A 24,680-nucleotide genomic window follows, 5' to 3' on the forward strand; every position below is an offset into this window, starting at 1 on the left:
CGGGAATGGTGGCGCCGGGGCTGCGGGCGGAGCAGGCTCCAGCGGTGGCAACGGCGGCGCCGGTGGGCTTGGCGGCGAAGGAGCCTACGGGGCTGACACCGGGGGTCGTGGCGGGCGCGGCGGCGACGGCGGCACCGGCGGGACCGGCGGCCTCGGAACGGCGACGCTCGATCCGGGCGAAGGTGGGACAGGTGGCGAGGCAGGCGACGGCGGAGCCGGAGGAACCGGGGCCGTCTCCCCCGGCGACGGCGGTGACGGTGGCGACGGCGGAACCGGCGGAACGGGAGGAACGCCCGGCGGTGCGGGTGGTGCGGGCGGCCAGCTCGGCTCCGGCGGCGTCGGTGGAACAAAGCGCGACGACCCGACCGTTCAGGGTGCCAGCGGCTCGGACGGCAGCGCGGGCGCCCAGGGCGCCGCAGGTGCCAGTTCCGTTGCGGCGCAATCGACTGCGCCGCCGGCCAAGTCACCCTTCGCCGAACTCGCCCGTCGGTGGGCGTACGTCTACTTCAACCGGGCACCGTCGGCATCGCCGGAGACAGGACCGCAGACGGGCGACAACAAGCAGATCGTCATCGACATGAACGGCCAGAGCAACAACGGATACGACGTCACCTACACCGTGACGAGCGGGCCCCGCTACGGCACGCTCGTCGCCGGCGACGAACCCGGGACGTACACCTACATCGTCGATCCGGCGCTGGTTCGGCCGGGGATGCAGGACAGTTTCGTGATCACGCTCGACAACGGGGTTCAGGCGGTTCGCCCCGGACTGGCCGGCGTGCTGCAGAAGCAGCGCCATGACCGGGCCGTCGAGAAGGGCTTCGCACAGGCGGACACGGTCGAACAGCTGGTCACGATCAGGGTCCTCGGTGACGGCGTCTACGGCGACGTCGCCGAGGGCAACAAGTACTGGGTCAGCCAGAGCTTCTCCAACTGCGCTCTCCAGGCCAGTGCGTCCGCGATCGGCATTGCGACCAAGACGACCCCGCCGACCGAGGCCGAGATGGTGTACCTGGCCAAAACCACCGGCAGTGTGGTCAGGCCGGGAAGCATGATCTTCCTCGACGAGAACATCGACGAGGGAGCCGCTACCCAGGACCTGCCCACCCTGATGGAGCAGTACTTCGCCGTCACGGCGACCTACTCCACGGGCGCGACGGTCGACGAGAACGGTGACACCGTGTTGCCGACGACACTCGATGCGCAACGGCAGCTGCGTGACCTCGAAGCCGCTCTCGCACAAGGCAAGTCAGCCGTGGTGGTCTACTCGACGAACATCGTCTGGACGGCCGTCGCCGGCAGTGCGCCAGAGGGTCAGGACGGCTACTTCACCCTCGATCACGCCGCGGTGGTCACCGAAGTTGATCTCGCCAACGGCGTCGTCTACGTCAACGACAGCTCGATGACCGACGACGACGGACAGCTCATCGGCCGAGGCAAGAAGCTGCCGATCGGTGTGTTCCTCTCGGGCTGGCAGGCGAGCAACTACGACATGGTCATCGTCGAAGCACGCACCCCCGCGGTCGAGGTCTGAGGTCGTCAACCGCCGGGCCCGGGCGGGTCCGGCGGTGCGACTCTCGGCCATCCGCGATTGAGCGGGCGCCCCACTTCATCCCTGGGTCGTGCCGCGCCGCCGATCGTCGGCCGGCACCTGCGACCACCTCAGGCTTTGTCTGTGTCCACGGCCAATGCCGCGACGGGGCACACGCTCACCGCCGACTCGGCTTGGCTGGCCAAGTCGTCGGCGAGGGGCTGCGACGTCTTCACGACGGCGACCCCCTCGTCGTCGAGGTCCAACACGTCGGGGGCGGCGGTCAGACACTGGCCGTGGCCTTCGCAGCGGTCGCGGTCGATCAGGATGTTCATGAGTAGGCCTCCTGGCGCTGGGGACGGCAATTTCCGTCGACGATCACACGCCGAGGATGCAGTGTCAACAGTTTCTGACTTAATCGTCAGCTACGAGGATGTCCTCAATGCCGTCGATACCGCTTACCGTGCGCGCGGGCGAAGGCTCAATCGAACCGCCGCTCTGGCTACTCCGGTGTCAGCGGAACGGGCCAGGAGTCAGGCACGTCATGCAGGGCCGAGATGTCTGTGATGTCCGGTAACGGCCTGTTGCACAGCGCTTTTGCCTGTTTCGCCGCTGCGCTCAGGCGCATTCATGCGGCGATGGTACCCACAGCTCATTTTTGAGGATTTCGTCAGCAACATTGACTGAGCGTCTGGTCGTATGTGACGATTTATTCAGAAAGTATTCCGAGGAGGTGCAGCGTGGCACAACAGGCGACACCGCGTCGTGGTCGGCGAAACATCCGATGCAACGAGCGGGTCAGAGGCGCACAGGATCTGGGCACGCAGCGAAAGGCGGTGCCTGCGTGAGTGCCGAACTGCTGTGGCCCGCTGCACACACCCCACAGAACATCACGGCCATCGAGGAGATCCCGCTGGAGCGTCGAGGCCTGCCGGCATGCACCTACGATGTGGTCCTGCGCGCCGGTCGATTGTGGCCCGAGCGCACCGCAGTCACCGTGCTGCCAGAGGGCAGCAATTACCTGCAGAACGTTCGCCGGACTTTCGGGGAGCTCGCCGCCGACGTGACCCGTGCCGCGAAGGTGTTGCGGCAGTTGGGAGTCGGTCGACGAGATGCCGTACTTCTGATCAGTCCCAACTGCGCGGAGTTGATCACGGCCACCCTCGCTGCTCAAGCCGCCGGAATCGCGGTGCCGGTCAACGGATCGCTGTCCGGCGAGCACATCGCCCAGTTGGCGCGGCTGTCCGGTGCCCGTGTCCTGGTGACGGCAGCTCCCGAACTCGACCCGGCCGGTGTCGAACGCGCGGCCGCGCTTGCCGGTGCGGGGTTGATCGACACGGTGGTGCTACTGCGCCCGACGTTGGCCGAGGGGGCGGCAGGCCCACCCCCCGATGTACCCGGAGCCGACGTGGCCTACCTGTGGACGCTGGCCGCAGACCACGACGCCGAGCCATTTGGCGACGGTCACGCCGAGTCTGCCGACCTGGCCTCGCTGTTCCATACCGGCGGCACCACCGGCACCCCGAAGCTGGCCGCGCACACTCACGGCAACGAAGTCACCGACGCGTGGATGGTCGCCGTCGGTGCCGATCTCGACGAGGATGCGGTGGTCTTCGCCGCGCTGCCGCTGTTTCACGTCAACGCACTGGTCGTGACCCTGTTGGCTCCCCTTCTGAGAGGTCAGTCGGTCGTCTGGGCGGGACCGCAGGGATACCGCGACATGGGCCTGTACGCCAACTTCTGGCGCATCGTCGAGCACTACCGGCTGGCGGCGATGAGCGCTGTGCCGACGGTGTACGCAGTGCTCTCCCAGATCCCTGTCGACGCAGACATCTCGAGCCTCCAGATGGCGGTGTCAGGCGCCTCCGCGCTGCCGGACACAGTGCGCCAGGACTTCGTCGATTCCACGGGGGTCAGCCTGGTCGAGGGCTACGGACTCACCGAGGCCACCTGTGCCAGTGCCCGGAGCTTCCCTGACCATCCGCGCCCCGGGTCGGTAGGTCAGCGCATGCCCTATCAGCGCGCCAGAGCAGTCCAGGTCGGCGACGACGGCTCCTGGGAACAGCTTCCGGCCGGTCGCGTCGGGAACCTCGTGATCAGCGGACCGACCGTCTTCCCCGGTTACGTCACGGCGCGAGACGACGACGGCTACGTTCTCGACGGGCGCGGCGCCCTGCGCGACGGCTGGCTCGACACCGGTGATCTGGCCAGCGTCGACGAGGAGGGCTTCGTCTATCTGGCTGGTCGGGCGAAGGATCTCATCATCCGCGGCGGCCACAACATCGACCCCGCGGTGATCGAGGATGCGTTACTCGCCCATCCGGATGTCACCGCCGCCGCCGCGGTGGCACGACCCGACGTCCATTCCGGCGAGGTGCCGGTCGGATTCGTCACCGTACGGCCGGGCGCGACCGTCACCGGAGCGGACCTGACCGCGTATGCGGGTGAGCAGATCAACGAACGCGCCGCGGCCCCCAAATCGGTCACCATCATCGACGCGATCCCCGTGACCGACGTAGGTAAACCCTTCAAGGTTCCGCTGCGTGCGCTCGCCGCCGAACAGGCGCTCACTGACGCGCTTGCCGAGCACCCCGGAGTGCTGAGCGTGCGCGGTGAGGTCATCGGCGGAACTCCGACTGTCGTACTCACCCTCGGTCAGGACGCCGACTGCGCAGCCGTTGAGCGGGTGGCGAAGTCGTTCGCGGTGAAGCACGACATCCACCAATCGTGACTGACGACGGACACACAACCCGTTCCACTGATTCGCCGCGGACCCAGCGTGCCGGCGTCACCCACGAATAGGAAGTCCCGTGTTTCGTCGACCTTCGCATGTCCCGGTGTATCGGCCCGACATCTACAGCCGCTCCGCGATTCTCGATCCCTATCCGCACTACTCGGCGATGCGCCGACTGGGCCCGGTGGTTTGGCTGGCGCGCCATCGCCTCTTCGCGCTGCCGCGCTTCGCCGAATGCAAAGCCACCTTGCGTGACGATGGCACCTTCCTGTCGGGGCATGGTGTTGCCGCCAACCCGCTCACCAATCGACTTTCCGGTGGCACCACCCTCAACAGTGATGGCTCCGAACATGATCGCCGCCGCAAACTCGTCGCTCACCGCCTGTTGCCGCGGGCGCTGCGCACTGTGAGCGACGACGTCGACGCGCGGGCGGTGGGCATCGTCGACGAGGCCGTGCGCAGGCAGAGCGTCGAGGCGGTGACCGACCTCGCCACGGCACTCCCCCTGGCTGTCGTGCCTGATCTGGTCGGGTGGCCGCGCGATCAACGGGATCACCTTCTCGATTGGGCCGCTGCCACGTTCGACATCCTGGGTCCCTTGAACCTGCAGGGTCTCAGAGCCGTGCCGCGCAGTCTGCAGATGTTGCGGTTCGCCCGGCGTGTGGTACGAGAGCGCAATGTGCTGCCCGGAAGCTTGGCTCACGAGTTGCTCGTCGCCGTCGACGAGGGCCGCCTCCAGGAGCACGAAGTGCCGCCGCTGCTCGTCGACTACATTGCTCCGTCGCTCGACACCACCATCAGCGCAATCGCCAGTGCCATCTACCTTTTCGCCACTCATCCCGAGCAGTGGGAGTTGCTCAAGGACGACCCTTCGCTCATCCCCAACGCCGTCAACGAGGTGGTGCGCTTCGAGTCTCCGTTACGTGCCTTCACGCGAAAATCGCTGACACCGAGCACGGTGGGCGACGTGAGGCTGCCGGCGGGGGCCCGAACCCTCGTGCTCTACGCATCCGCCAACCGCGACGAACTCGAATGGGACACTCCCGACGTCTTCGACATCCGCAACGACGCGGGACGGCATATCGGCTTCGGCAACGGCGCCCACGCGTGTGCCGGACAAGGGTTGGCCCGGCTCGAAACCACCGCGATGCTGAGGGCACTTCTCGAACGCGTCGACCGCATCGAGATCGCCGGCGAGCCGATCTGGGCCGTCAACAACATCATTCACCGCCACGAGCGGCTCCCGATACGGCTCATTCGAGCGTGAGAGGACACCTCCAAGTCTGACGGCCACATCGACGACGTCATCGTCGGGTTTGATCCCGCCGGAGCCGGAGCCGCCAACGCCGCCGGCTCAGGTGGCCTACACAACCTTGTCGTCGAACGCGACCCCGCGATTCGACCGCAAGCGCCCGATCGCCCTCGAAGCCCTGCGCGTCATCCGCGGCTTCGACTTGTTCGACAAGATCAGCACTCACATGCACCTGGGCGTCACGGCCCGGTTCATCGGCCTCGACGGCAAGACCTTCCTCGCGATCAACCCTGTCTTTACAACCCGCCGCATCCATACACCGTGTGGGAAGGCAGTCAGACCCAAAGGGTCCCGTCCACGGCGACAAACTCCGACTGCGAGGAACGCAAGTCACAGCTCCGAATCGTGTTCCCCACCGGCCGGCGCCATAGCTTCGAACAACGGGTCACGGCAAAGATCTCCACCGCGTGGGCGGAGGTTACCCCTACCGACGCGGGAGGCTGTCCCCCGTGACACGCGCAGTTCCGAGCAGCATGCTGTGGTCGAGCCTCTCGTGTGGCGACGACCCTTGGGAATTCGGGGTCTGGCTGAGTGAGACGGCACGACAGACACGTGGGCAACGCAACATCGGAGCGGAATGTCATGAAGACGAACGCAGAACCGCGAGGACTTCTTGTGACGGGGCGTCGCAATTTTCTGGGAGGCGTCGCAGCACTTGGTGTCGGCGCGGGACTGTCCGCGTGTGCCGATGTCCCCGTCGACTCCGTGACGGAGGATGAGGATATCTCGGTGCGAGATCGAGACCTCCCACTCATAGCCACGGAAGAGACCTACTCCACCGACGAGCTGATTGCGCTGAACGCGATCAACAACGATCACGCGAAGTACCTCAGGGGAATCGGTCTTGCCGAACTCGGACAAAGCCGCATCGATGCGATGGATCAGGCCGGCATCAAGGTGGGAATTCTCTCTGCCCACACGCCAGGCGTCCAGGATCTCGCAGGTCGGGAGGGGATCGATTCGGCGTTTCGTCTCAACTCGATGATCGCCGATGGCCCGATGACCGCCTATCCGGGCCGATACCAGGCTTTCGCCACCCTGCCGCTGCAGGACCCCGGAGCGTCCGCGGACGAATTGGAGCGCGCTGTCCGCGAAGACGGCTTCGTCGGTGCCATGACCAATGGATTCGTTGGCAGCAAGTTCCTCGACCACCAGGATTTCGAACCCGTTCTGGCCCGTGCCGAGGCACTTGATGTTCCGCTGTACCTGCACCCAGGCTTCCCGCCCAAAGAAGTCTTCGACATCTATTACCGTATTGAGCGCTCGGGATACAACGACGTGTACCAGGACTACATCTTCAGTGGTTCAGGATACGGCTGGCACCAAGAGGTGCTCACTCAGAGCCTTCGGCTGATCATGTCCGGGGTGTTCGACAGATTCCCTGGGCTCCAGATGATCGTCGGCCACATGGGAGAAGGCCTCCCCTTCTACTACGAACGCATCGTCGAAGATCTCGGCGGTTCGACCGAAGAATCGCTGAACAAGCCTCTGGCACAATACTTCAACGACAACTTCTGGTTCACGACGAGCGCATTCTTCCAGGATGAACTGCTTCGTCTCCTGCTGAACTACATCAGTGCGGATCGAGTGATGTTCGCTACCGACTACCCGTTCGCGAACATGAAGGGCGGAGCCGACTGGCTACGGGCAGTGGACTTGCCACGAGAGACGAAGGAAAAGATCGCGTTCCGGAACGCGGAGAAACTGTTCCGCATCAGCGTGTGATGCGTCGATGCCGCCGCTGGATTGCGTCCATGATGATGGTTTAGGAGTCGGATCTGACCAGGGATGCCGGCGTGGATTGAGCGGGCCCTCCCCGAGAAATCATGAGGTTCTCGGCGAGCCCATCTGTCGACGCTGGCTGCAGACCACGCCGCCAGCCCAAGCCTCGTCGAACGGCGCGCGGGTCAGTTCCCTGCGAGTTGGGCGCCATCGGCGAAATCGGTGCTGCGCGTCAGTGATTCCCATTGCCGGATGTCGTTGTCGACGGAAGTGCGCGCGGCCGTCACCAGCCGCAGCGCGTCCGAACCCAACAGCAGATGCGCCGGCGGTTGATCGACATCGAGGATCGACAGGACAGCTTCGGCCGCCTTCGCGGGGTTGCCGAGCTGGTTCCCGCTTGCGTTGAGCCGCGCGGTACGGATGGGGTCGAACAGCTCGTCGTAGTCGGCGATGGTGTGCGTGGCGCGGGTCATCGAACGGCCGGCCCAGTCGGTGCGGAACGAACCCGGGGCGATCGCGGTGACGTGGATACCGAACGCGGAGACTTCCTGGCGGATGCTTTCCAGCATGCCTTCGACGGCGAACTTGCTGGCACAGTAGGCCGACATGCCAGGGACCGCCATGAGCCCGCCCATCGACGTGACCGCCATCAGATGGCCGGCGCGTCGCCGGCGCATGAAGGGAAGTACGGACTGCAGAGTGGCGGCCACACCGAAGACGTTGGTGGCGAACTGCGCACGCATCTCGGCGAGCGATGTCTCTTCGAAGATGCCCTCGACGCCGTAGCCGGCGTTGGCAATGGCGACGTCGATAGGGCCGACGGTCGACTCGACGTCGACGACGGTCCGGGCCACCGCTGCGTCATCGGTCACATCGACTGTGCGGGCGTATGCGCGGTCCGGCGAGCGCGCCTCGAAAGCCGCTGCATCCGCGGGTGTGCGCACGGTGCCCACCACCCGGTGCCCGGCATCGAGAGCTGCCTCGGCGAACGCTCGCCCGAGCCCTGTGCTCACTCCGGTGATCAAAATCGTGCGCATGCCGCCTCCGCGATCTCGGTACATTACTAAGCATAGTGTCGATTAAAATAAGCACAACGTCAAGTTTTGGGTACTGGTCTGCCATTCGACACCGCAAAGAGCGTTGACATACCACGGATGACGCTGCTCGCCGGCAGGCCGCGCCACGGTGTCGATTGACCTTTCCCTGTCCGCTGCCGAAAATAATCAGCACGATTTCGACTTCATGGAGGTTGAGAGCCATGCCGGAAAAGATCGAACACCGGATCACCGCCAGGTGAATCGGCGGCGATCGACCGCGCCGCGCAAGGGAGACCTGCGTCGCGAGGCCATTTTGGACGCGACTGAGGATCTTCTGGAAACGATCGGCTACGAGGCGATGACGATTTCAGACATCGCCGATGGTGCGGGTATCACCCGCGGTGCTCTGTACTTCTATTTCGGGTCGAAACAAGAGATCATCACCGCCCTTTTCGCACGGTACGTCCAGGTCCTTCAGGAAAAGTCGCGTGACGCCGCGGCGGACGCTGCCACAGGGAGTGCGGCCATCGACACCGCGATGGAGCGAACGGAAGCACTGTGGCGCGAGCATGGTGTGGTGATGCGCACGGCAATCGACCTCGCATCCACCATCGAGGAGCTCGACACACTGTGGGCCAGTACCGCTGAGCTGTTCACCGACGCCATCCGCACGATCTTGGAGCACATGGGTGTCCCACCGGGGTCGGGAATCGACGAATCGTCGGCGATCGCCAACGCATTGTGCTGGATGATCGAACGGAATTTCTATCAAGCGTCACGGGGCTCGAAAAAAGAATTGTCGAGGGCCAGGCGAACGTGCGCCGAGATCTGGCGGCGGGCCGCGCAGACTCAATGAATTCGTCTGGCATACAGAACTTCTCGAGTTCACCCGCCATCGCCTGACTCCCCCGCCGGTGGCGGCGCGACTCGCTCGGCGGTCGGGAGCCACTTCATGGACGCCTGCAGTCGAAAGCGGCTGTCCCAGTCCTGCGAATCGACTACCTCCGGATATGCGCGATGAGCTATCGCGAGAAGCCTGCCCATGCGGTGTGACCGCTGTTACATTTTGCCCTGAGCGACACAGCCCGTAGTTGCGCAATGTCACAAGGGAGTGATCATGGGCCAGTCGGCGACGGCATCCGACGGAACAGCTGGCACCGCTTTACCGTCTGCGAACGGCAGGCGGGTGCAGACCGCCAGGGGCGGGCAGCCGAAAAGTGCAATGCGATATGCGAACTGGGTCGGTCGCGTCGGCGTACTGGCACTCTTCCTCGGTGTCGGCACGGTCATCTCTGTGTCGGGAGTTGCTCACGCGGACACGGACAGCGACTCCTCGAGCAAGTCTGCTGTGGGAGCCCCTCACGAGAGGTCGATGGGGGTTGCCGGACCGTCGACGTCGTCTCAGGCGAGACCCACACAGCGCATGTCGTTCCCCCGGCCGAACTCGAGAACGTCCGCACGGGAGTCGGGTGGCCGACGCACCCGGGCGCATGGACGATCCGATGCCCCGCATCAGGCGGTGAAGCCGGATATCGCTCCCAACGCGCCACGCGTCGCAGCACGATCGACAATCACGCGGTCGGCTACCAGACACGCCACGCCGGCGGACATCTCCGACACACTGCTGGTCACGCTGAACGCAGGCGTCAACCGGCGTGATCCCGAGCGGACGATCACGACGAACGCAGTACCGCTCTCTGACCGATCGACCCCCCGAGCGTCCGCGACGTCGCAGCGGAGACCACTGGCGGACGCATCCAATCCCCTCGCGACGCGTGAGCAGCGCAGAGCCGAAAGAATCGCTGAACGCACCGTCAGATCCCTGCCGGTGCGATTGATGAAGGTCGTGCTGAGGCTTCAGTTCAGGGCGGCCGTTCACCGCCAATTCGCTTCGGTGGGCGGTCCCGACGCGGCGAATCTCGAGTTACTCGACGACGCGGTCGATCAGTTCGCCCGGTTCTCGTCGTTCAGCCAGCAATTATTGAATCCGATGGCGCCCGCGTTCATTTGGGCGGACAATCCCCCGCACAGCTGGTTCGGCACGAGTTCGGGTGACTCCCGGTACCTCTACGACAACCCCGACACCATCTATCGGTTCGCCGGGGTGAACCAGAACGCGTCCTACGTCATCACCGGGCGGTTCCACAACTACGATCCCCATGATCCTGCGGGCACTCTGCCCGCCGACACCACGTTCAGCGTCGTCGAAGGAACCTCGGGAACGACGTCCTCGATCCTCAGTGCCGACGACATGGAGATCGCAGCAGACGGAAGCTTCGTGATCACGGTCAGCGGCGAACCGGCCGAGCCAGGACAGACCAATCACATCCGGCTGACCTCCACTTCCACTGTCCTGCTTGCACGTAACACGCTCGGCGATTGGAACGTCGAGGAACCCATGAGCCTGTCGATCCAGAAGGTCACGGGACCCCGGAACAGTCTGTTCTCTCAACTGGGGGGTTTCGCCTTCATCGGAGCGAGGATCAACTCCAACCCTCTGCTGGTGTCGTTGGTGTCGGTGGTGCCGCCGTCCTTCCTTGCTGGAACGGCTCTGGTGCGCGGCGTCTTCACCGCGCTGATCATGGTGGTGCGGGGCGCCCAAGAGCAGGAAAAGTACATGGCTCTGGCCACCACCGATCCGGCGACCGGCGCACCGAAGCCGGTCAACGTCATACCGGAGCCGAGTAGCAACGCCGAATTCTTGGCGAACCAGCGGCAGAGTATCGGCAATTTCTCGCTCGCCGACGATCAAGCCCTGGTCGTGACGATAGATCCCGGCAGTGCCGAGTACTTCACCGTACCGGTGTACAGCGACTGGACGACGACGACCGACTTCTGGACTCAGCAGACGAGCCTCAACAACGAGCAGGCCCGAAGGAATCCGGATGGGACCTACACCGTCGTGATCTCGCCGACCGACACCGGTGTGTACAACTGGATCTCCACCGGTGGACTGAACCAGGGCATCATCGCTGCTCGCTTCCAGCGCATCGACCCAGATAGCACCACCATGCCGAGGATCGTCAGCCAGCAGGTGGTGCCGGTGAGCGAGATCGCAGCCCTTCTCCCGGCTGACCCGTACTACTTCGTCACCGAGGAGCAACGCGCGGCGCAGCTTGCTGTTCGCGCGGCGGGCTACGCACGGCGCTTCGCACCGTACTCGCAGGTGTGAAGCCGGTCGTGACACTGCGAATCGAGTCGATTCACGAAGCGCAATGATGCCGAAGGCGCTCTCAGCCGACATGTAGTTGTAGTACAGCAATAATTGTTGTTTGGCATGAATGTCGCACGGCAATCATGTCGTCATGCGAGCACTGACCGTGCAGCCCGGCGTGGCTGATTCACTCGACGTCACCGAGATGCCCGATCCCGTTGCGGGCCCCGGCGAGCTGTTGGTGGACGGTCTGGCGATCGGAGTGTGCGGCACCGACAGAGAGATCGTTGCCGGCGACTACGGCTGGGCGCCGCCGGGTCGGGACCGACTCGTGCTCGGTCACGAATCACTGGGCCGCGTCGCCTCTGCCCCGGCGGAAAGCCGATTCCATCCCGGAGATCTGGTGGTGGGCGTCGTGCGCCGGCCGGATCCGGAACCGTGCCCCGCCTGCGCGCGGGGCGAATTCGACATGTGCCGCAACGGCCGTTACACCGAGCGCGGCATCAAGGAACGTGACGGATACGGCAGCCGGCGGTGGGTTGTCGAGTCGGACTACGCCGTTGCGGTGCCGGCGCACCTCGAGGACTCCGGGATGCTGCTCGAACCGACCACGGTGGTGGCGAAGGCATGGGAACAGGTCCAGCGGGTGGGCGAGAGGGCCTACTTCGCCCCGCATCGTGCATTGATCACCGGCGCCGGGCCGGTGGGCCTCCTCGCGGCACTTCTCGGGGTGCAGCGCGGGCTCGACGTGCACGTGCTCGACAGGGTCACCGATGGCCCGAAGCCGGCTCTCGTCGGTGCGCTGGGAGCCGAATACCATCACGACGACATCGATTCCGTCGGTGAGGCACTTCGTCCCGACGTCGTCATCGAGGCGACCGGCGCCGGGAACGTCGTCTTCGGCGCGATGGCCACGACGGCGACCTACGGGATCGTGTGCCTGACGGGGGTCTCGCCCACCGGGCGGTCACTGACCATCGACGCCGGCGCAGTCAACCGCGAGATCGTGTTGGGCAACGACGCAGTCGTGGGGTCGGTGAACGCCAACCTGCGCCATTACCACCACGCGGTCGACGCATTGGCCCGTGCGGACAAGGACTGGCTGGCGAGCCTCATCAGCCGCCGCGTTCCGTTGAGCCGGTACCGCGAGGCCTTCGCGCGGCGTCGCGACGACGTCAAGGTCGTCATCACGCTCGACGAGGACTGACAGCGCAGCCGCGGACATGGCTGATTCCGCCCCTGCCGCCGCCGCGTCCGCGCGCTGATTCCTAAACTGGGCGAGTGCGCTTCTCCCTCTGGCCGTCGACAACGTATCCGTGGAACGACGTGGTCGAATTGGCGCAGTTCGCAGACGACGGATTCTGGCATTGCGTCTACGTGGCCGACCACTTCATGTCACCGGACGACAAGCCCGGCCAGGCGAGCAGTTGGCTGGAGGCCACCGCCGTGATGGCCGCGCTGGCCGCCGTCACGTCGAAGATCCGGCTCGCCAACCTGGTGCTGTCGATGACGTTCCGGCACCCGGCAGTGCTCGCGAACTTCGCGGTGACGGCTGACCACATCAGCAAGGGTCGCTTCACACTCGGGCTCGGTGCGGGCTGGCAGGTCACTGAACACGAACACTACGGCCTGGAGTTGGGCGACCCAAGGGAGCGGGTCGACCGCTTCGCCGAGGGGCTCGCCGTCATCTCGGGGCTGCTGACGAACGAGACGACGACGCTCGACGGGCAGTACTACCAACTGACCGAGGCGCTGTGTGAGCCGAAGCCGGTGCAGTCGCCGCTGCCGCTGCTTGTCGGCGGGACGGGCCCACGGATGTTGCGGCTGATCGCGCGGCACGCCCACGAATGGAACCAGTGGTCGGCACCGGGCGGGTTCGCCGAGCGGTCGGCGGCCCTGGACGCGGCGTGCGAACGAGAGGGCCGTGATCCAGCCACCGTGCGACGCTCCACGCAGGCCCTCGTGATGGTCACCGATTCGGCCGAGGCCGAGGCCAAGGCAAAGGTGGCCGCTGAATCGACCCCGCAACCTGTGGTCTACGGTCCCCCGGCGCGAATCGCGGAGGCCGCGGCGACCTGGCGCGACGAGGGTGTCGACGAGGTGATCGTCCCCGACTTCGCGATGCCTCGCGGTGAGGCGCGGCTGGACGTCTACCGGGCATTGGCTGAGGCGTTCGCGCCGCTGGCCTGACGGCGAGGTGGACAATGGCCTCATGTCCGCTGCAGTCTGGATCATCATCGGGGTGATTGCCCTCGGTACCGTCGCCGCGGGCTTGGTGCGGATGCGGGCCTGGTTGCAGAAGCCGGTTCCGCCCGAGGTCATCGAAGCCGCCCACCGCGACGACGACGACGACGAAGCGACCGACAACGACATCACCGACCGAGGCACCACGTAGGTTTCAGGCGCCACACTTCCCCTGCAGCGAAGCCGAATAGCTGCGAGAGTGAGCAGGTGTCGGGTGCACGTGCCATCTCCGCGGTCTACGGCCGGCGGTTGTGCGCAGTGGCGGCCGCGTGCTCGGCGGCCCTTCACGCGATGATGATCGTCCACGCCGACAGCCCGACAGCGAAGGTGCTGATCGTCGCCATGGCGGGGGCGTGCCTGTTCTGCGCCTACGAGATGTGGCGGGCATGCGGACCGCGAACGTGGGCCGTGGTGGCTGTCATGAACTTGGCCATGGTCGCAGCGCACTGGTCCATGCCCGCCCATCACCACGGCAGGGGGGTGACGCTCGCCCACCAGCCGATGTCGTCGCTGATGGGATTGGCGACCGCTGTGTCGCTGAGTGAGGCACTGATTGCTGCCGTGGTGCTCCATGCGATCACGAGACGACGGAATCCCCTGCTCTACGCGACCGTCAGTGATGACCCGGCTAGCGATCGGTGAGCGTGGCCTCGAAGGCCACGCGGTCGCCCCGGTAGAGTGCCCGCACGACCTCGATCGGCCGGCCGTCGGTGTCCACCGAGCGGCGGTTGAGGAGCAACATCGGCATCGCCGTCGTGGACTCCAGCAGCCCTGCCTCCCGCGGCGAGGGCAGCACGGTCTCGATGCGCTCGGTCGCCTCGCCGAACACCACCCCGCGCTGTCGGATCGCCGCGTAGAGAGAGGTGGTCGGATCGAAATCCTCTGCCAGCGAAGCGAATCGGTGCAGCGGTAGGTAGCTGCTCTCCAGGCCGATCCGTGCCCCGTCGGCGAGTAGCACGCGTTCGAGATGCATGACCCGCGATGTCGGCGCGACGTCGAGTGCGGCGGTGATCCCAGCATCGACGGTGACCCTGTCCCAGCTGACGAGCAGACGACCGGGGGTGCGGCCCATCCTCTGCGCGCCCTCGGTGTAGGACTTCAGCGACAGCGGCTGCACGAGTTTGGGCCGTGAGACGACGGTGCCGCGGCCACGCCGCTCGATACGCCCCTCGACGAGGAGCTCGTGCACGGCCTGTCGCACCGTGTCGCGGGCCACGCCGAAGCGCAGCGCGAGTTCGCGTTCCGGCGGAAAGGCGTCGCCTTCGCGCAGACCCGCGAGAATCTCGTCGAGACCGGTGCGTACGACGTACGGTTTCGGCAGGCTCATCGGGCCACGCGGCGGGCGATCGCGAGCACGGTGTCCAGCGGCGCGGTGTCGGCGCCGGGGACCTTTGCTGCATCGTCGAATCGCCGCAGCCGTAACGCATCCGCGCACCAGGGGTGCGCCGCGAACACGGGATCGACAGCGGCTCCCCCTTGTTCCTCCAATGACGTCCGAGACACGGGGCTCAGAGCGGCGGCGTAATCGGCGTCGGTCGCCGCGAGGTGGCGCTTGGCGGCCACGTGGGCGCCGGCCAGCCACGCCACCCGCTCGCCGAAACGCGGCCGCAGCCACCGGCTCGCGAGCCCGGAGTGATCGCCGATGCCCGGCCCGCCGAGCAATGGACTGTGGCCGATGTCGTGCAGCGCGGCAGCAAGGACCAGCTCGTCGTCGGCATCGTCGTCCAGCGCACGAGCGGCGCACTGCAGGGCATGGTCCCACTCATCGACCTCGACCTCGTCCCACACCCCGCTAAGCGACTGAAGGACATCGGCCACGTCCGCACATGCCATGTCGGATCTGTGTGTCATGCCCAGACCATACCCTAGATTGGTCTATACCAATTGTTCACCTTCTGTTCCCACCCCCTCAATCGCCGGGCTGCGGTGGCGACGCCAACGAAAGGTTGTCTCGATGTCCATGCGGGTCACGATCATCGGCGGAGGCGTCCTCGGGACGTCCCATGCCTGGCACGCAGTCCACCGTGGGCACGAGGTCGTACACCTCGAACGCGAGCCCGAGGCACGCGGTGCGACGGTGCGCAACTTCGGACTGGTGTGGGTCTCGGGCCGCTCATCCGGAGAACTCGAGGCCAGCCTGCGCTCCCGCCAGCTCTGGGAAGACATCGCAGCGCAGGTACCCGACGTCGGGTTCCGCCCGTGCGGATCGCTGACCCTGCTGCGCACCGACGCCGAAGTGGCGGTGGCCGAAGACGTCAGCGCACGCGGCGACGCCGCGCAGCGGGGCTTCCGTCTGCTCGACGCCGACGCCGCCCGCGCGCTGAACCCGGCGCTACGGGGCAAATTCCTCGCCGCCCTGCTCTGTGAACGCGACGCCGCGGTGGAATCCCGTCAGGCCCTGCCCGCGCTGCGCCTACACCTGCAGGCCAGTGGTCGCTACAGCTTCCACCCGGGCGCCGAAGCACGCTCCATCACCGGCACCCGCACCATCGACGATCGGGGCGGAGTGCACGACGCGGACGTCGTCATCGTGTGCGCCGGGGCCGCCCACGGCGGCCTGGTCCGCGAGCTCGCCGGCGACATGCCGGTGCGCCGGGTGCGTCTGCAGATGATGCAGACCGCTCCCCTCGGCGAGACGTTGACCACCGCGATCGCCGACGGCGACAGCTTCCGCTACTACCCCGGATTCGCCGGACACGCGCTCGACGCTCTGCGGCGCAGCGAAAGTCAGGACCCGGTCGCCGACGAGCACCGCATGCAGCTGCTCTGCGTTCAGCGCCTGCACGGCGGACTCACGATCGGCGACACCCACGCCTACGAGGAACCGTTTCCGTTCGACGTCGACGAGGCGCCCTACTCCTACCTCGTCGGCCTGGTCGAGGAGCTCCTGGGGCGGCGACTGCCGCCCGTGCGCCGGCGATGGGCCGGTGTCTACAGCCAGTGCCTCGACACAGAGCGGCTCGTCCATCGGGTCCGCGCCGATGACGATGTCTGGGTGGTGACGGGACCCGGCGGTCGAGGGATGACCCTCGGCCCCGTCATCGGCGAACACACCGCGGATCAGATCGGATTGTGATGAACAACAATGACATTCAACTCGCCGTCGTCGACATGGCGGGCACCACGGTCGCGGACGACGGTCTGGTGGTCGAGGCTTTCGAGGCGGCCGCCGACGCGGGTGGCCTGCCGGTCGACGGACCCCGGCGTGAACACGCGCGCCAGTACGTTCTCGACACGATGGGCCAGTCCAAGATCACGGTGTTCCGCGCCCTGTTCGACGATGAGGCCACAGCGCAGCGCGCCAACACGGCGTTCGAGCATGCCTACTCGTCACTCATCACCGCCGGGCGCGCCGAGCCCGTTCCCGGGGCCGCGGACGCCCTCGGCCGCCTTCGAGACGCCGGAATCCGGGTGGCGCTCACCACCGGCTTCTCTCCGGACACCCAGGCGGCGCTACTCGAGGCGTTGGGCTGGCAGGACATCGCCGACGTCGTGCTCGCCCCCGGTGACGGCATCCGCGGACGTCCCTTCCCCGACCTCATCCTCACCGCCCTGATCCGCACCGGCGCCGACAGCGTGCAGGCCGTCGCGGCGCTGGGCGACACCGCCAACGATGTCGAAAGCGCCTTGCGCGCAGGCTGTTCCATCGCTGCAGGCACCCTCACCGGCGCTCACGACGAGCGTCGTCTCGCCGGGGCGGGCGCCACACACGTCGTCGCCACCGTCTCCGATTTCGCCGACCTCCTCCTGAAAGGCTGATCCATGACCTTGCGCAGCTCCGCGGCCGCTCTGCTCGCCGTCGCACTCACGATGCTCACCGCGGCCTGCGGCGGCACGGGGTCCTCCGAGTCCGGTGACGGGACGACGCTGACGGTCTACAGTGCCGACGGGCTCGGAGGCTGGTACGACGGCACGTTCAAGACGTTCACCGACCAGACCGGCATCAACGTCAACGTGGTCGAGGCCGGCTCCGGCGAGGTGGTGTCCCGGGTGGAGAAGGAGCAGTCGAACCCGCAGGCCGACCTCCTCGTGACGCTGCCGCCGTTCATCCAACGGGCGGCCGCATCGAAGTTGTTGCAGCCCAGCGGGATCGACACCTCGGGTATCGCAGCCGACCAGGTCGGACCGCAGGCCCAGTACGTACCGATCGTTGACAATGCGCTGAGCTTCATCGTCAACCCGGACGCGAATCCCGCACCGGTCACCTGGGACGACCTGCTGCGCCCGGAGTTCAAGGGAAAACTGCAGTACTCCACACCGGGGCAGGCCGGTGACGGCACCGCTGTGCTGGTGCTGCTTCAGCACCTCCGGGGCAAGCAGGCCGCCCTCGACTATCTGAAAGCATTGCAGGTCAACAACGTCGGCCCCTCCTCGTCGACCGGCAAACTACAGCCGAAGGTGAGCAACGGTGAGCTGCTGGTGGCCAACGGCGACGTGCAGATGAACCTCGCCTCCATCAAGGACGACAAGTCGCGCTTCGAGATCTTCATCCCCGCCGACGCGCAGGGCCGGCGGACGACGGTGTCACTGCCCTACGTGGCCGGTGTCACCGCGGGAGCCCCGCACGCCGAAGAGGCCAAGAAGCTGCTGGCCTTCCTCGTCTCCGACGATGTCCAGAAGACGGTGCCGACAGACGCACTGGGCATGCCGGTGCTCGACGCGCTCAAGACCTCGGACGGCACCGGGCCCGAGACCCCGGCCGGCGTCCTGCAAGGGGTCGACGTATGGGTGCCGGACTGGAACACCGTGCTCGCCGACCTCGACGCCGATGTCGCCGCCTACCAGAAGGCGACGGGTAGCTGACATGGCCCAGACCCGCTTGGGTCCACTCGGGCGCCGCACGCAGACGCCGAGGGCAGATGCGGCGACACCGGCCATCGTGTTCGACCGTGTCGGGGTCACCTACGGCCGCGGACGCAAGGCCACCACCGCCCTGGTCGACTTCTCGCTACGCGTCGCCGGTGGGGAGACGATCGCGCTGCTCGGACCCAGCGGATCGGGCAAATCCACCGCGCTGGGGGCGCTCGCCGGGTTCGTGCGCCCCACATCGGGCTCGGTGAGGCTCGCCGGCCGCGACGTCACCGACCTGCCGCCGGCGCGCCGCGGCATCGGCGTCGTCCTGCAGTCCTATGCGCTGTTCCCCCATATGTCCGTCACCGACAACGTGGCGTTCGGGTTGCGGGCCCAGCGGACGGCGCGACGCGAGATCGCACCGCGGGTGGCCGAGGTCCTGGAGATGGTCGGGATGGCCGGCTTCGGAACTCGACTGCCGCGGGAGCTCTCGGGCGGCCAGCAGCAGCGCGTGGCCATCGCCCGAGCCCTGGCGATCCGACCTGCCGTACTACTGCTCGACGAGCCGCTGGCGGCGCTCGACGCGTCGCTGCGACAGTCGATGCTCACCGAACTGCAGCGCCTCAAGGAGGCACTGCCGCAGATGGCGATGCTTTACGTGACTCACGACCAGTCCGAGGCGCTCGCTCTGGCCGACCGCATCGCGGTGATGAACCACGCACGGCTCGTCGACGTCGACACCGCCGAGAACCTGTGGAAGCGTCCGCCCAGCAGTTTCACCGCGGCGTTCCTCGGCGGGGCAAATCTGTTGCCGTGCACGGTCGGCCGTGTCAGCGGCACCTCGGCGCTGATCAGCCTCGGCTCGCGCACGGTCAGTGCCGAAGCACCGCATCCCGAGATCGGCCAACCCGATTGGGCGCCGGGATCGCCCGCCCTGCTGTGCGTGCGCCCGCACGCCCTGCAGGTGGTTTCCGCCCGCGAGCGCAACGCGCTGCCCGCGACCGTGTCGGCCGCAGTCTGGCGCGGCGCGGTCACCCGACTGGTGCTGGCGCTCGACTTTCTTCCCGACGTGACCGTGCAGGTGGACGTGCCGGGCCACACCCCGTTCGAACACGGCAGCGTCGTCGGGGTTCGGCTACCGGAACCGGCCGGCGTCCTCGTCTCGTCGGGACATGCGGCGTGACAACGGTTCTGGAGGCACACGACGCGAAGACAGGGCCGGCGCCGCGGTCACGCGCATGGCTGTGGTTGCTGCCACCGCTGACGCTGGTTCTGATGATCGCGTGCTACCCGCTGGTGCGGGTGTTCGCCGAATCCGTCGGCGGATCGTGGGGTGAGGTGCTCGGTTCGCAACTGTTCCGCGACGCCCTGTGGCGGACCATCACGATCGCGACAGCGTCGACGGTCGGGTGCCTGGTGCTCGGTCTGTTCCTCGCGGTGGTGCTCGCGTTCGTTCCCTTTCCCGGCTCGGCGCTGGTGGGCCGGCTCATCGACACCGTGCTCGCACTGCCGTCTTTTCTGATCACGCTGGCCTTCACATTCCTCTACGGCACGGCCGGCGCGGTCAACGCGCTCGCCACCGAGTTCACCGGCGACGGTTCGGGCCCGTTGCTCGACTTCCTGTACACCCCCGCCGGGGTGATCGCCGCGGAGATCACCTTTTTCACGCCCTTCGTGGTACGTCCGTTGCTGGCGGCGTTCTCGCTGGTTCCCCGCGCCCACCTCGACGTGGCCGCGAGCCTCGGCGCGTCACCGTGGACCACACTGCGCTCGATCGTGCTGCCCGAGGCGTGGCCCGCGCTCGCCGCCGGCGGCAGCCTCGTTCTGTTGTTGACGCTCAACGAGTTCGGCATCGTGTTGTTCACCGGCGCCAAAGGGGTCGTCACCTTGCCGGTGCTCGTCTACACCCGTGGGATCGTGACGTTCGATCTGCCTGGCGCCGCGGTGATCGCGTCGGTGCAGGTAGTGCTGTCATTGACGTTGTACGCGCTGTACCGCATCGTGTTCGCCCGGCTGACTGCACGAAGGGGGGACGACGGTGCTGCTGTGGAGCGCGCGCAGTAGACGGGCGGTGCTCGCCCTGTTCGGGATGATCGTCACCGTGGTGTTCGTGCTGCCGCTCGGGACGGTCGTGGTGGCCGGACTTGCCGGCTCGTGGACCGGCCCACTTCCTTCCGACCTCGGATTCGCGAGGTACGGCACGGCGCTGTCCGGCGAGGACCTCGCAAGTCTGTCGGTGAGCCTGCAGACGGCGCTGCTCGCCGGCGCCCTCGCCGTGACGGCCGGAACCTGGGCTGCCCTGGCGGCGCGGGAGGTGCCGACCTGGCTGCGGCGCATCACCGATGCGGTGTTCCACCTGCCCATCGCCGTGCCGTCGGTCGCGATCGGACTCGGTGTGCTGATCTCCTTCAACGAGCGGCCGCTGCTGCTCGGTGGGACGAGATGGATCGTCATCCTCGCCCACACTGCCCTCGTCCTGGCGTTCGCCTTCAGCGCCGTGTCGGCGGCACTCGATCGACTCGACCCCGCCTACCGGCAGGCCGCGGAATCACTCGGTGCAGGTCCGGCGCGAGTTCTGCTGCGGGTCACACTCCCGCTGCTTCTGCCGGCACTCGGCGCGGCGTCGGGGTTGGCGGTCGCCCTGTCGATGGGCGAGCTCGGCGCCACCGTGATGGTGTATCCCGCGACGTGGAAGACGTTGCCGGTGACCATATTCGGGTTGACCGACCGTGTCAGGTCTTCCAGGCCGCTGCCAGCACCACACTTCTGCTCGCGGTCACGCTGATGACCCTCGTCGTTCTCGGCCGCATCCGGGGCCGGGTGTCGCTTCGCTGATCGACGTCCGTGATCGGCGAGTGGGGCTAGTCGTCGGAGCCCTGCACGTCAGCTGAGTGCGCTGTCGTCCTTCGCGACGATCTGCTCGACTTCTCCCGCCAACGCCGAGAGCTGCGCGCGTTCCTCCTCGGTGTAGTCGCGCGGGCTGTCGTCGAGTACACACACCGTCCCGACGACCTGTCCTGCGGCGTCGTGGACGGGCACCCCGAGATAGTTGTGTAGTCCGAACTCCACTTCGTCTTCGTTGCCGGCGAAGGTGGCGTCGGTGCGGGAATCACGGACGAACAACGGATCATCGCCGTCGACCACCCGCTCGCAGTAGAGCGGCACCCGCGACGCGTCGTCCAACGCTTTCTTGCCCGCTGCGCCAACCGAATAGTGTTGTGTCGCTTCTCCAGCGGTTGCAGCAACCACCATCGAGTCGGATTCCGACCGCATCACCAACACCGACTTCACCCCGAGCTGCTCGGCGATCCTGTCGAGGCGGTCGGCCAAGGGAGCCAGTCCCGGGGTGGTGTCGGTTTTGTGGGGTTCAGCATCAGGCATGAGGTCACTCTTGCGCTCCCCCGCGCGAACTGCAACCGTTTCGCTCACCCGAAGCCGATACCGCTGATTCACTCCGAGGGCGGCTCGTACAGTTGCAGATCGTTTCCTTCGGAGTCTTTGAAGGACGCGATCCGGCCCCACGGGTGGTCGCTGATGTCGCCGACGAACGACACGCCTTCGCCTTGAAGCCGTGAGACCTCGTCGTCGATGCCGCCATCTGGTTGGAACGTCAGGAGGGCGCCACCGCTGCCGTCCGCTCCCGACGATTCGCGAGCGTTCAGGCCCACCATCAATCCGTTGGCGTCCAACTCCGACCACTCGTCGGACTCTTTCTTCACCTCGAGACCGAGTGTGTCGCCGTAGAAGCTCACCGCGCGCTTCATGTCTTCGACCGGTAACCACACGGTCGCCACGCCTGATGCCATGTCCTGCACCTTCATCTCGAATTGTTCTGACGCACCGTGCGATACCCCGTGACGGTGCCGTGATTCCTGTCCACTTGTGACGTCTCCATAACCGACGCCACTCGGGTTCAGACCGCGACGTCGCGGCCCCACACCCGGTGCTCGCCGAGACTCTCGATCAGTGCGGAGGCCAGCGCAGCAGCGTCCGATCCGTCGAGAACGCCTGCAGCGCCGTCGGCCACGCCGGCTCGAGTCAACAGATCGGCGCCCTGTGGCAGGACCGCGATGCCCTTGAAGTGCCGGAACACCTCATCGACGAGGATCTTTGCCTGCACGGTGGTGGGCGAGCCCGCGATCACCAGAGCATCGAATTCGATCGAACGTGCGGTCGTGTATGTCCGGGAGATCGGTACGGTACCGCCCTCGTGGGTGAGGGTGCCTCCGTGCGCAGCGATGACCAGGGGCACAAGTTTCGCCGCGCCCAGTGCATCCACCACGGTGGAGACGTCGCCGACATCGGAGTCCGGACCGACGAGGATGCCGATGTTACGTCCATCTGTCGGCCAGCGCTCCCCCACCTGCGACACCGCCGGGCTGAGCTGCGCCGGGTCGGCGGGCGGTGCTGTGGCCGCGGGCGCCTCGAGGCCGAGCCCCGCCGCGACGGTCGCGCACAGATCGGCGTCGATGTTCGCCAGAACCGACAGCTGGCGTTCCTTGATCGCCTGCTCATAACACTTTCCGAGTTCGAAGGTGTACGCCTCGGCGATGTGGGCCTGCTCGACCGGGGTCAAGCTGCGGTAGAACAGCGTGACCTGGCTGAAGTGGTCGTCGTACGACGCCGGAGCCGCACGGACTTTCGTCGACTCGGCAACCACCGCCGGCGCTTCGATGAACGCCGCGGTATCTGCGCCGGCGAAGAACGGGCATCCGCCGTCCAGGGAATTCGGTTGGTAGGGAGCAACTCCCGGGTGCACGCCGTGTTGGTGGAAGCCGTCGCGCAGCATGTCGTTGACGGGGGCGTGTGGCCGATTGATCGGTATCTGACCGAAGTTCGGCCCGCCGAGGCGGCTCAGCTGGGTGTCCAGATAAGAGAAGAGCCGCGCTTGCAGCAGCGGATCGTCGGTCACATCTATGCCGGGGACCAGATGCCCGGGATGGAATGCCACCTGTTCGGTTTCGGCGAAGTAGTTCGTCGGATTGCGGTTGAGCTCCATGGTTCCGATCAGCTGGACCGGTGCGAGTTCCTCGGGCACGATCTTGGTGGGGTCCAGCAAGTCGATGCCCTCGAACATCTGGTCCGGCGAATCGGGCATCACCTGCACGCCGAGGTCCCACTCGGGGTAGGCGCCCTTCTCGATCGCGTCCGCCAGGTCACGCCGATGCAGGTCGGGATCCATCCCGGCCGCGATCTGCGCCTCCTCCCACACCAGAGAGTGCACCCCGAGGCGCGGCTTCCAATGGAACTTCACCAGCGACGTGGAACCGTCCGGCCCCGTGAGGCGGAACGTGTGGACACCGAAGCCCTCCATCATCCGGTACGAACGGGGAATCCCCCGGTCTGACATGTTCCACATGGTGTGAGCCTGAGCCTCGGTGTGTAGCGACACGAAGTCCCAGAAGGTGTCATGGGCACTCTGCGCCTGCGGGATCTCGCGATCGGGATGCGGTTTGGCCGCGTGCACGACATCGGGGAACTTGATGCCGTCTTGGATGAAGAACACCGGGATGTTGTTGCCGACGAGGTCGAATGTGCCCTCGTCGGTGTAGAACTTGGTGGCGAAGCCGCGGGTGTCGCGCACCGTGTCGGCTGATCCACGGGAACCCAACACTGTCGAAAAGCGCACGAACACATCGGTTTCTGCACCCGACCTCAAGAAGCCCGCCGTGCAGATCTTTTCAGCGGCACCATTGCCGCGGAACACACCGTGCGCCGCCGCACCGCGGGCGTGCACCGCACGCTCGGGGATGCGCTCATGGTCGAAGTGGGTGATCTTCTCCCGGAGGTGGTGGTCCTGCAGCAGTGTCGGCCCGCGCTGCCCGGCCTTCAGAGAATGGTCGGTGTCGTACAGCCGTGCGCCCTGGGCGGTGGTGAGGTACTCCCCCTGCTGCCCGCGCGCCGTCTGACCTCCGCCCACGGAAAGGCCGGTGGCGGTGCGCAAATCAGGACCACCCTGGTCCGGTTTCGGCGGAAGCGGCTCGCGCGCCTCGGTCGGTTCGTCGAACGACGCCGGCTCCGGCCCCGGTGCACCAGGAATGTACTTCGGGCTGTGCTGCGCAAGCCTGTCGGCTGCTTCGACCACCTTGTCCTTGGCGTCCTTGACGACACTCTTGATGGTCTCTTTGGCTCCACGGTCGGCTGCCATTGCATCC

21 protein-coding genes and 2 pseudogenes are annotated in these 24,680 nt (G+C 66.4%); 16 read left to right on the forward strand and 7 right to left on the reverse strand.

From position 1 onward, the window contains the following. A pseudogene (locus MHN84_RS20480) lies at positions 1–1,534 on the forward strand (hypothetical protein); the annotation flags it as partial. 128 nt (positions 1,535–1,662) lie between these two features. Here MHN84_RS20480 and MHN84_RS20485 read toward each other — a convergent pair. Further along, positions 1,663–1,866: a ferredoxin gene (locus MHN84_RS20485; protein WP_241206347.1), complete on the reverse strand. Its 204-nt coding sequence runs from the start codon at positions 1,864–1,866 to the stop codon at positions 1,663–1,665. Between the two features lie 509 nt (positions 1,867–2,375). Between MHN84_RS20485 and MHN84_RS20490 the strand changes: the two genes are divergently transcribed. The 3 genes from MHN84_RS20490 to MHN84_RS20500 all read left to right on the forward strand — a co-directional run bounded on the left by MHN84_RS20490 (position 2,376) and on the right by MHN84_RS20500 (position 7,302). Then, complete coding sequence (locus MHN84_RS20490) at positions 2,376–4,262, forward strand: acyl-CoA synthetase (protein ID WP_241206348.1); 1,887 nt, start codon at positions 2,376–2,378, stop codon at positions 4,260–4,262. 106 nt (positions 4,263–4,368) lie between these two features. Beyond that, on the forward strand, positions 4,369–5,532 hold the full coding sequence (locus MHN84_RS20495; protein ID WP_374238397.1) for a cytochrome P450: 1,164 nt from the start codon (positions 4,369–4,371) through the stop codon (positions 5,530–5,532). A 627-nt stretch (positions 5,533–6,159) separates the two neighbouring features. After that, on the forward strand, positions 6,160–7,302 hold the full coding sequence (locus MHN84_RS20500; RefSeq protein ID WP_241206349.1) for an amidohydrolase family protein: 1,143 nt from the start codon (positions 6,160–6,162) through the stop codon (positions 7,300–7,302). Positions 7,303–7,484: 182 nt separating this feature from the next. Here MHN84_RS20500 and MHN84_RS20505 read toward each other — a convergent pair whose 3' ends face one another. Continuing rightward, entirely contained in the window at positions 7,485–8,336 is an 852-nt protein-coding gene (locus MHN84_RS20505) for an oxidoreductase (protein WP_241206350.1), read from the reverse strand. A gap of 256 nt (positions 8,337–8,592) precedes the next feature. Between MHN84_RS20505 and MHN84_RS20510 the strand changes: the two genes are divergently transcribed. The 6 genes from MHN84_RS20510 to MHN84_RS20535 all read left to right on the forward strand — a co-directional run bounded on the left by MHN84_RS20510 (position 8,593) and on the right by MHN84_RS20535 (position 14,376). Continuing rightward, a complete protein-coding gene (locus MHN84_RS20510; protein WP_374238399.1) occupies positions 8,593–9,192 on the forward strand; it encodes a TetR/AcrR family transcriptional regulator in 600 nt (199 codons plus the stop codon). A 1,038-nt stretch (positions 9,193–10,230) separates the two neighbouring features. Next, complete coding sequence (locus tag MHN84_RS20515) at positions 10,231–11,508, forward strand: DUF1214 domain-containing protein (protein WP_241206352.1); 1,278 nt, start codon at positions 10,231–10,233, stop codon at positions 11,506–11,508. A gap of 133 nt (positions 11,509–11,641) precedes the next feature. After that, positions 11,642–12,697, forward strand: coding sequence for a glucose 1-dehydrogenase (locus MHN84_RS20520; protein WP_241206353.1), 1,056 nt, complete (start codon positions 11,642–11,644; stop codon positions 12,695–12,697). A 74-nt stretch (positions 12,698–12,771) separates the two neighbouring features. Beyond that, positions 12,772–13,680 (forward strand): LLM class flavin-dependent oxidoreductase, encoded by a 909-nt coding sequence (locus MHN84_RS20525; protein ID WP_241206354.1) that lies wholly within the window; start codon positions 12,772–12,774, stop codon positions 13,678–13,680. 22 nt (positions 13,681–13,702) lie between these two features. Next, positions 13,703–13,885, forward strand: a complete 183-nt coding sequence (locus tag MHN84_RS20530; RefSeq protein ID WP_241206355.1) for a hypothetical protein — start codon at positions 13,703–13,705, stop codon at positions 13,883–13,885. Positions 13,886–13,941: 56 nt separating this feature from the next. Continuing rightward, positions 13,942–14,376 (forward strand): hypothetical protein, encoded by a 435-nt coding sequence (locus tag MHN84_RS20535; protein WP_241206356.1) that lies wholly within the window; start codon positions 13,942–13,944, stop codon positions 14,374–14,376. Here the strand turns inward: MHN84_RS20535 and MHN84_RS20540 are convergent. Both MHN84_RS20540 and MHN84_RS20545 read right to left on the reverse strand, forming a co-directional pair. Beyond that, positions 14,363–15,061: a GntR family transcriptional regulator gene (locus tag MHN84_RS20540; protein ID WP_241206357.1), complete on the reverse strand. Its 699-nt coding sequence runs from the start codon at positions 15,059–15,061 to the stop codon at positions 14,363–14,365. The two genes, MHN84_RS20535 and MHN84_RS20540, sit on opposite strands and share 14 nt — an antisense overlap. Next, positions 15,058–15,585 carry an HD family phosphohydrolase gene (locus MHN84_RS20545; protein ID WP_241206358.1) on the reverse strand — a complete coding sequence of 176 codons (528 nt, stop codon included), beginning with the start codon at positions 15,583–15,585 and terminating at the stop codon, positions 15,058–15,060. The genes MHN84_RS20540 and MHN84_RS20545 overlap by 4 nt, the downstream gene beginning before the upstream one ends. A gap of 109 nt (positions 15,586–15,694) precedes the next feature. On the opposite strand from MHN84_RS20545, the gene MHN84_RS20550 reads away from it, so the two are divergent. The 6 genes and pseudogenes from MHN84_RS20550 to MHN84_RS20575 all read left to right on the forward strand — a co-directional run bounded on the left by MHN84_RS20550 (position 15,695) and on the right by MHN84_RS20575 (position 21,360). Continuing rightward, entirely contained in the window at positions 15,695–16,810 is a 1,116-nt protein-coding gene (locus MHN84_RS20550; protein WP_241206470.1) for a TIGR03364 family FAD-dependent oxidoreductase, read from the forward strand. Next, entirely contained in the window at positions 16,810–17,493 is a 684-nt protein-coding gene (locus tag MHN84_RS20555) for a phosphonatase-like hydrolase (RefSeq protein ID WP_241206359.1), read from the forward strand. Before MHN84_RS20550 ends, MHN84_RS20555 begins: the two co-directional genes overlap by 1 nt. Positions 17,494–17,496: 3 nt before the next feature. Beyond that, positions 17,497–18,537, forward strand: coding sequence for a 2-aminoethylphosphonate ABC transporter substrate-binding protein (locus MHN84_RS20560; RefSeq protein ID WP_241206360.1), 1,041 nt, complete (start codon positions 17,497–17,499; stop codon positions 18,535–18,537). A gap of 1 nt (position 18,538) precedes the next feature. Continuing rightward, positions 18,539–19,708, forward strand: a complete 1,170-nt coding sequence (locus MHN84_RS20565) for an ABC transporter ATP-binding protein (protein WP_241206361.1) — start codon at positions 18,539–18,541, stop codon at positions 19,706–19,708. Next, positions 19,705–20,589 carry a 2-aminoethylphosphonate ABC transporter permease subunit gene (locus tag MHN84_RS20570; protein ID WP_374238398.1) on the forward strand — a complete coding sequence of 295 codons (885 nt, stop codon included), beginning with the start codon at positions 19,705–19,707 and terminating at the stop codon, positions 20,587–20,589. Before MHN84_RS20565 ends, MHN84_RS20570 begins: the two co-directional genes overlap by 4 nt. Then, positions 20,564–21,360 (forward strand): annotated as a pseudogene (locus MHN84_RS20575) (ABC transporter permease). Before MHN84_RS20570 ends, MHN84_RS20575 begins: the two are co-directional and overlap by 26 nt. Positions 21,361–21,408: 48 nt before the next feature. Here MHN84_RS20575 and MHN84_RS20580 read toward each other — a convergent pair. From MHN84_RS20580 to MHN84_RS20590, 3 genes are all read right to left on the reverse strand, one after another. Further along, entirely contained in the window at positions 21,409–21,906 is a 498-nt protein-coding gene (locus MHN84_RS20580; RefSeq protein ID WP_241206362.1) for a GAF domain-containing protein, read from the reverse strand. 68 nt (positions 21,907–21,974) lie between these two features. Beyond that, the gene (locus MHN84_RS20585) at positions 21,975–22,331 is read right to left on the reverse strand and encodes a VOC family protein (protein ID WP_241206363.1); all 357 of its coding nucleotides are present in this window, start codon (positions 22,329–22,331) and stop codon (positions 21,975–21,977) included. 107 nt (positions 22,332–22,438) lie between these two features. Next, positions 22,439–24,673 carry a catalase gene (locus MHN84_RS20590; protein WP_241206364.1) on the reverse strand — a complete coding sequence of 745 codons (2,235 nt, stop codon included), beginning with the start codon at positions 24,671–24,673 and terminating at the stop codon, positions 22,439–22,441. Between the last annotated feature and the right edge of the window lie 7 nt (positions 24,674–24,680).

The organism is Mycobacterium sp. PSTR-4-N, assembly GCF_022348085.1.
Classification (GTDB): Bacteria; Actinomycetota; Actinomycetes; order Mycobacteriales; family Mycobacteriaceae; genus Mycobacterium.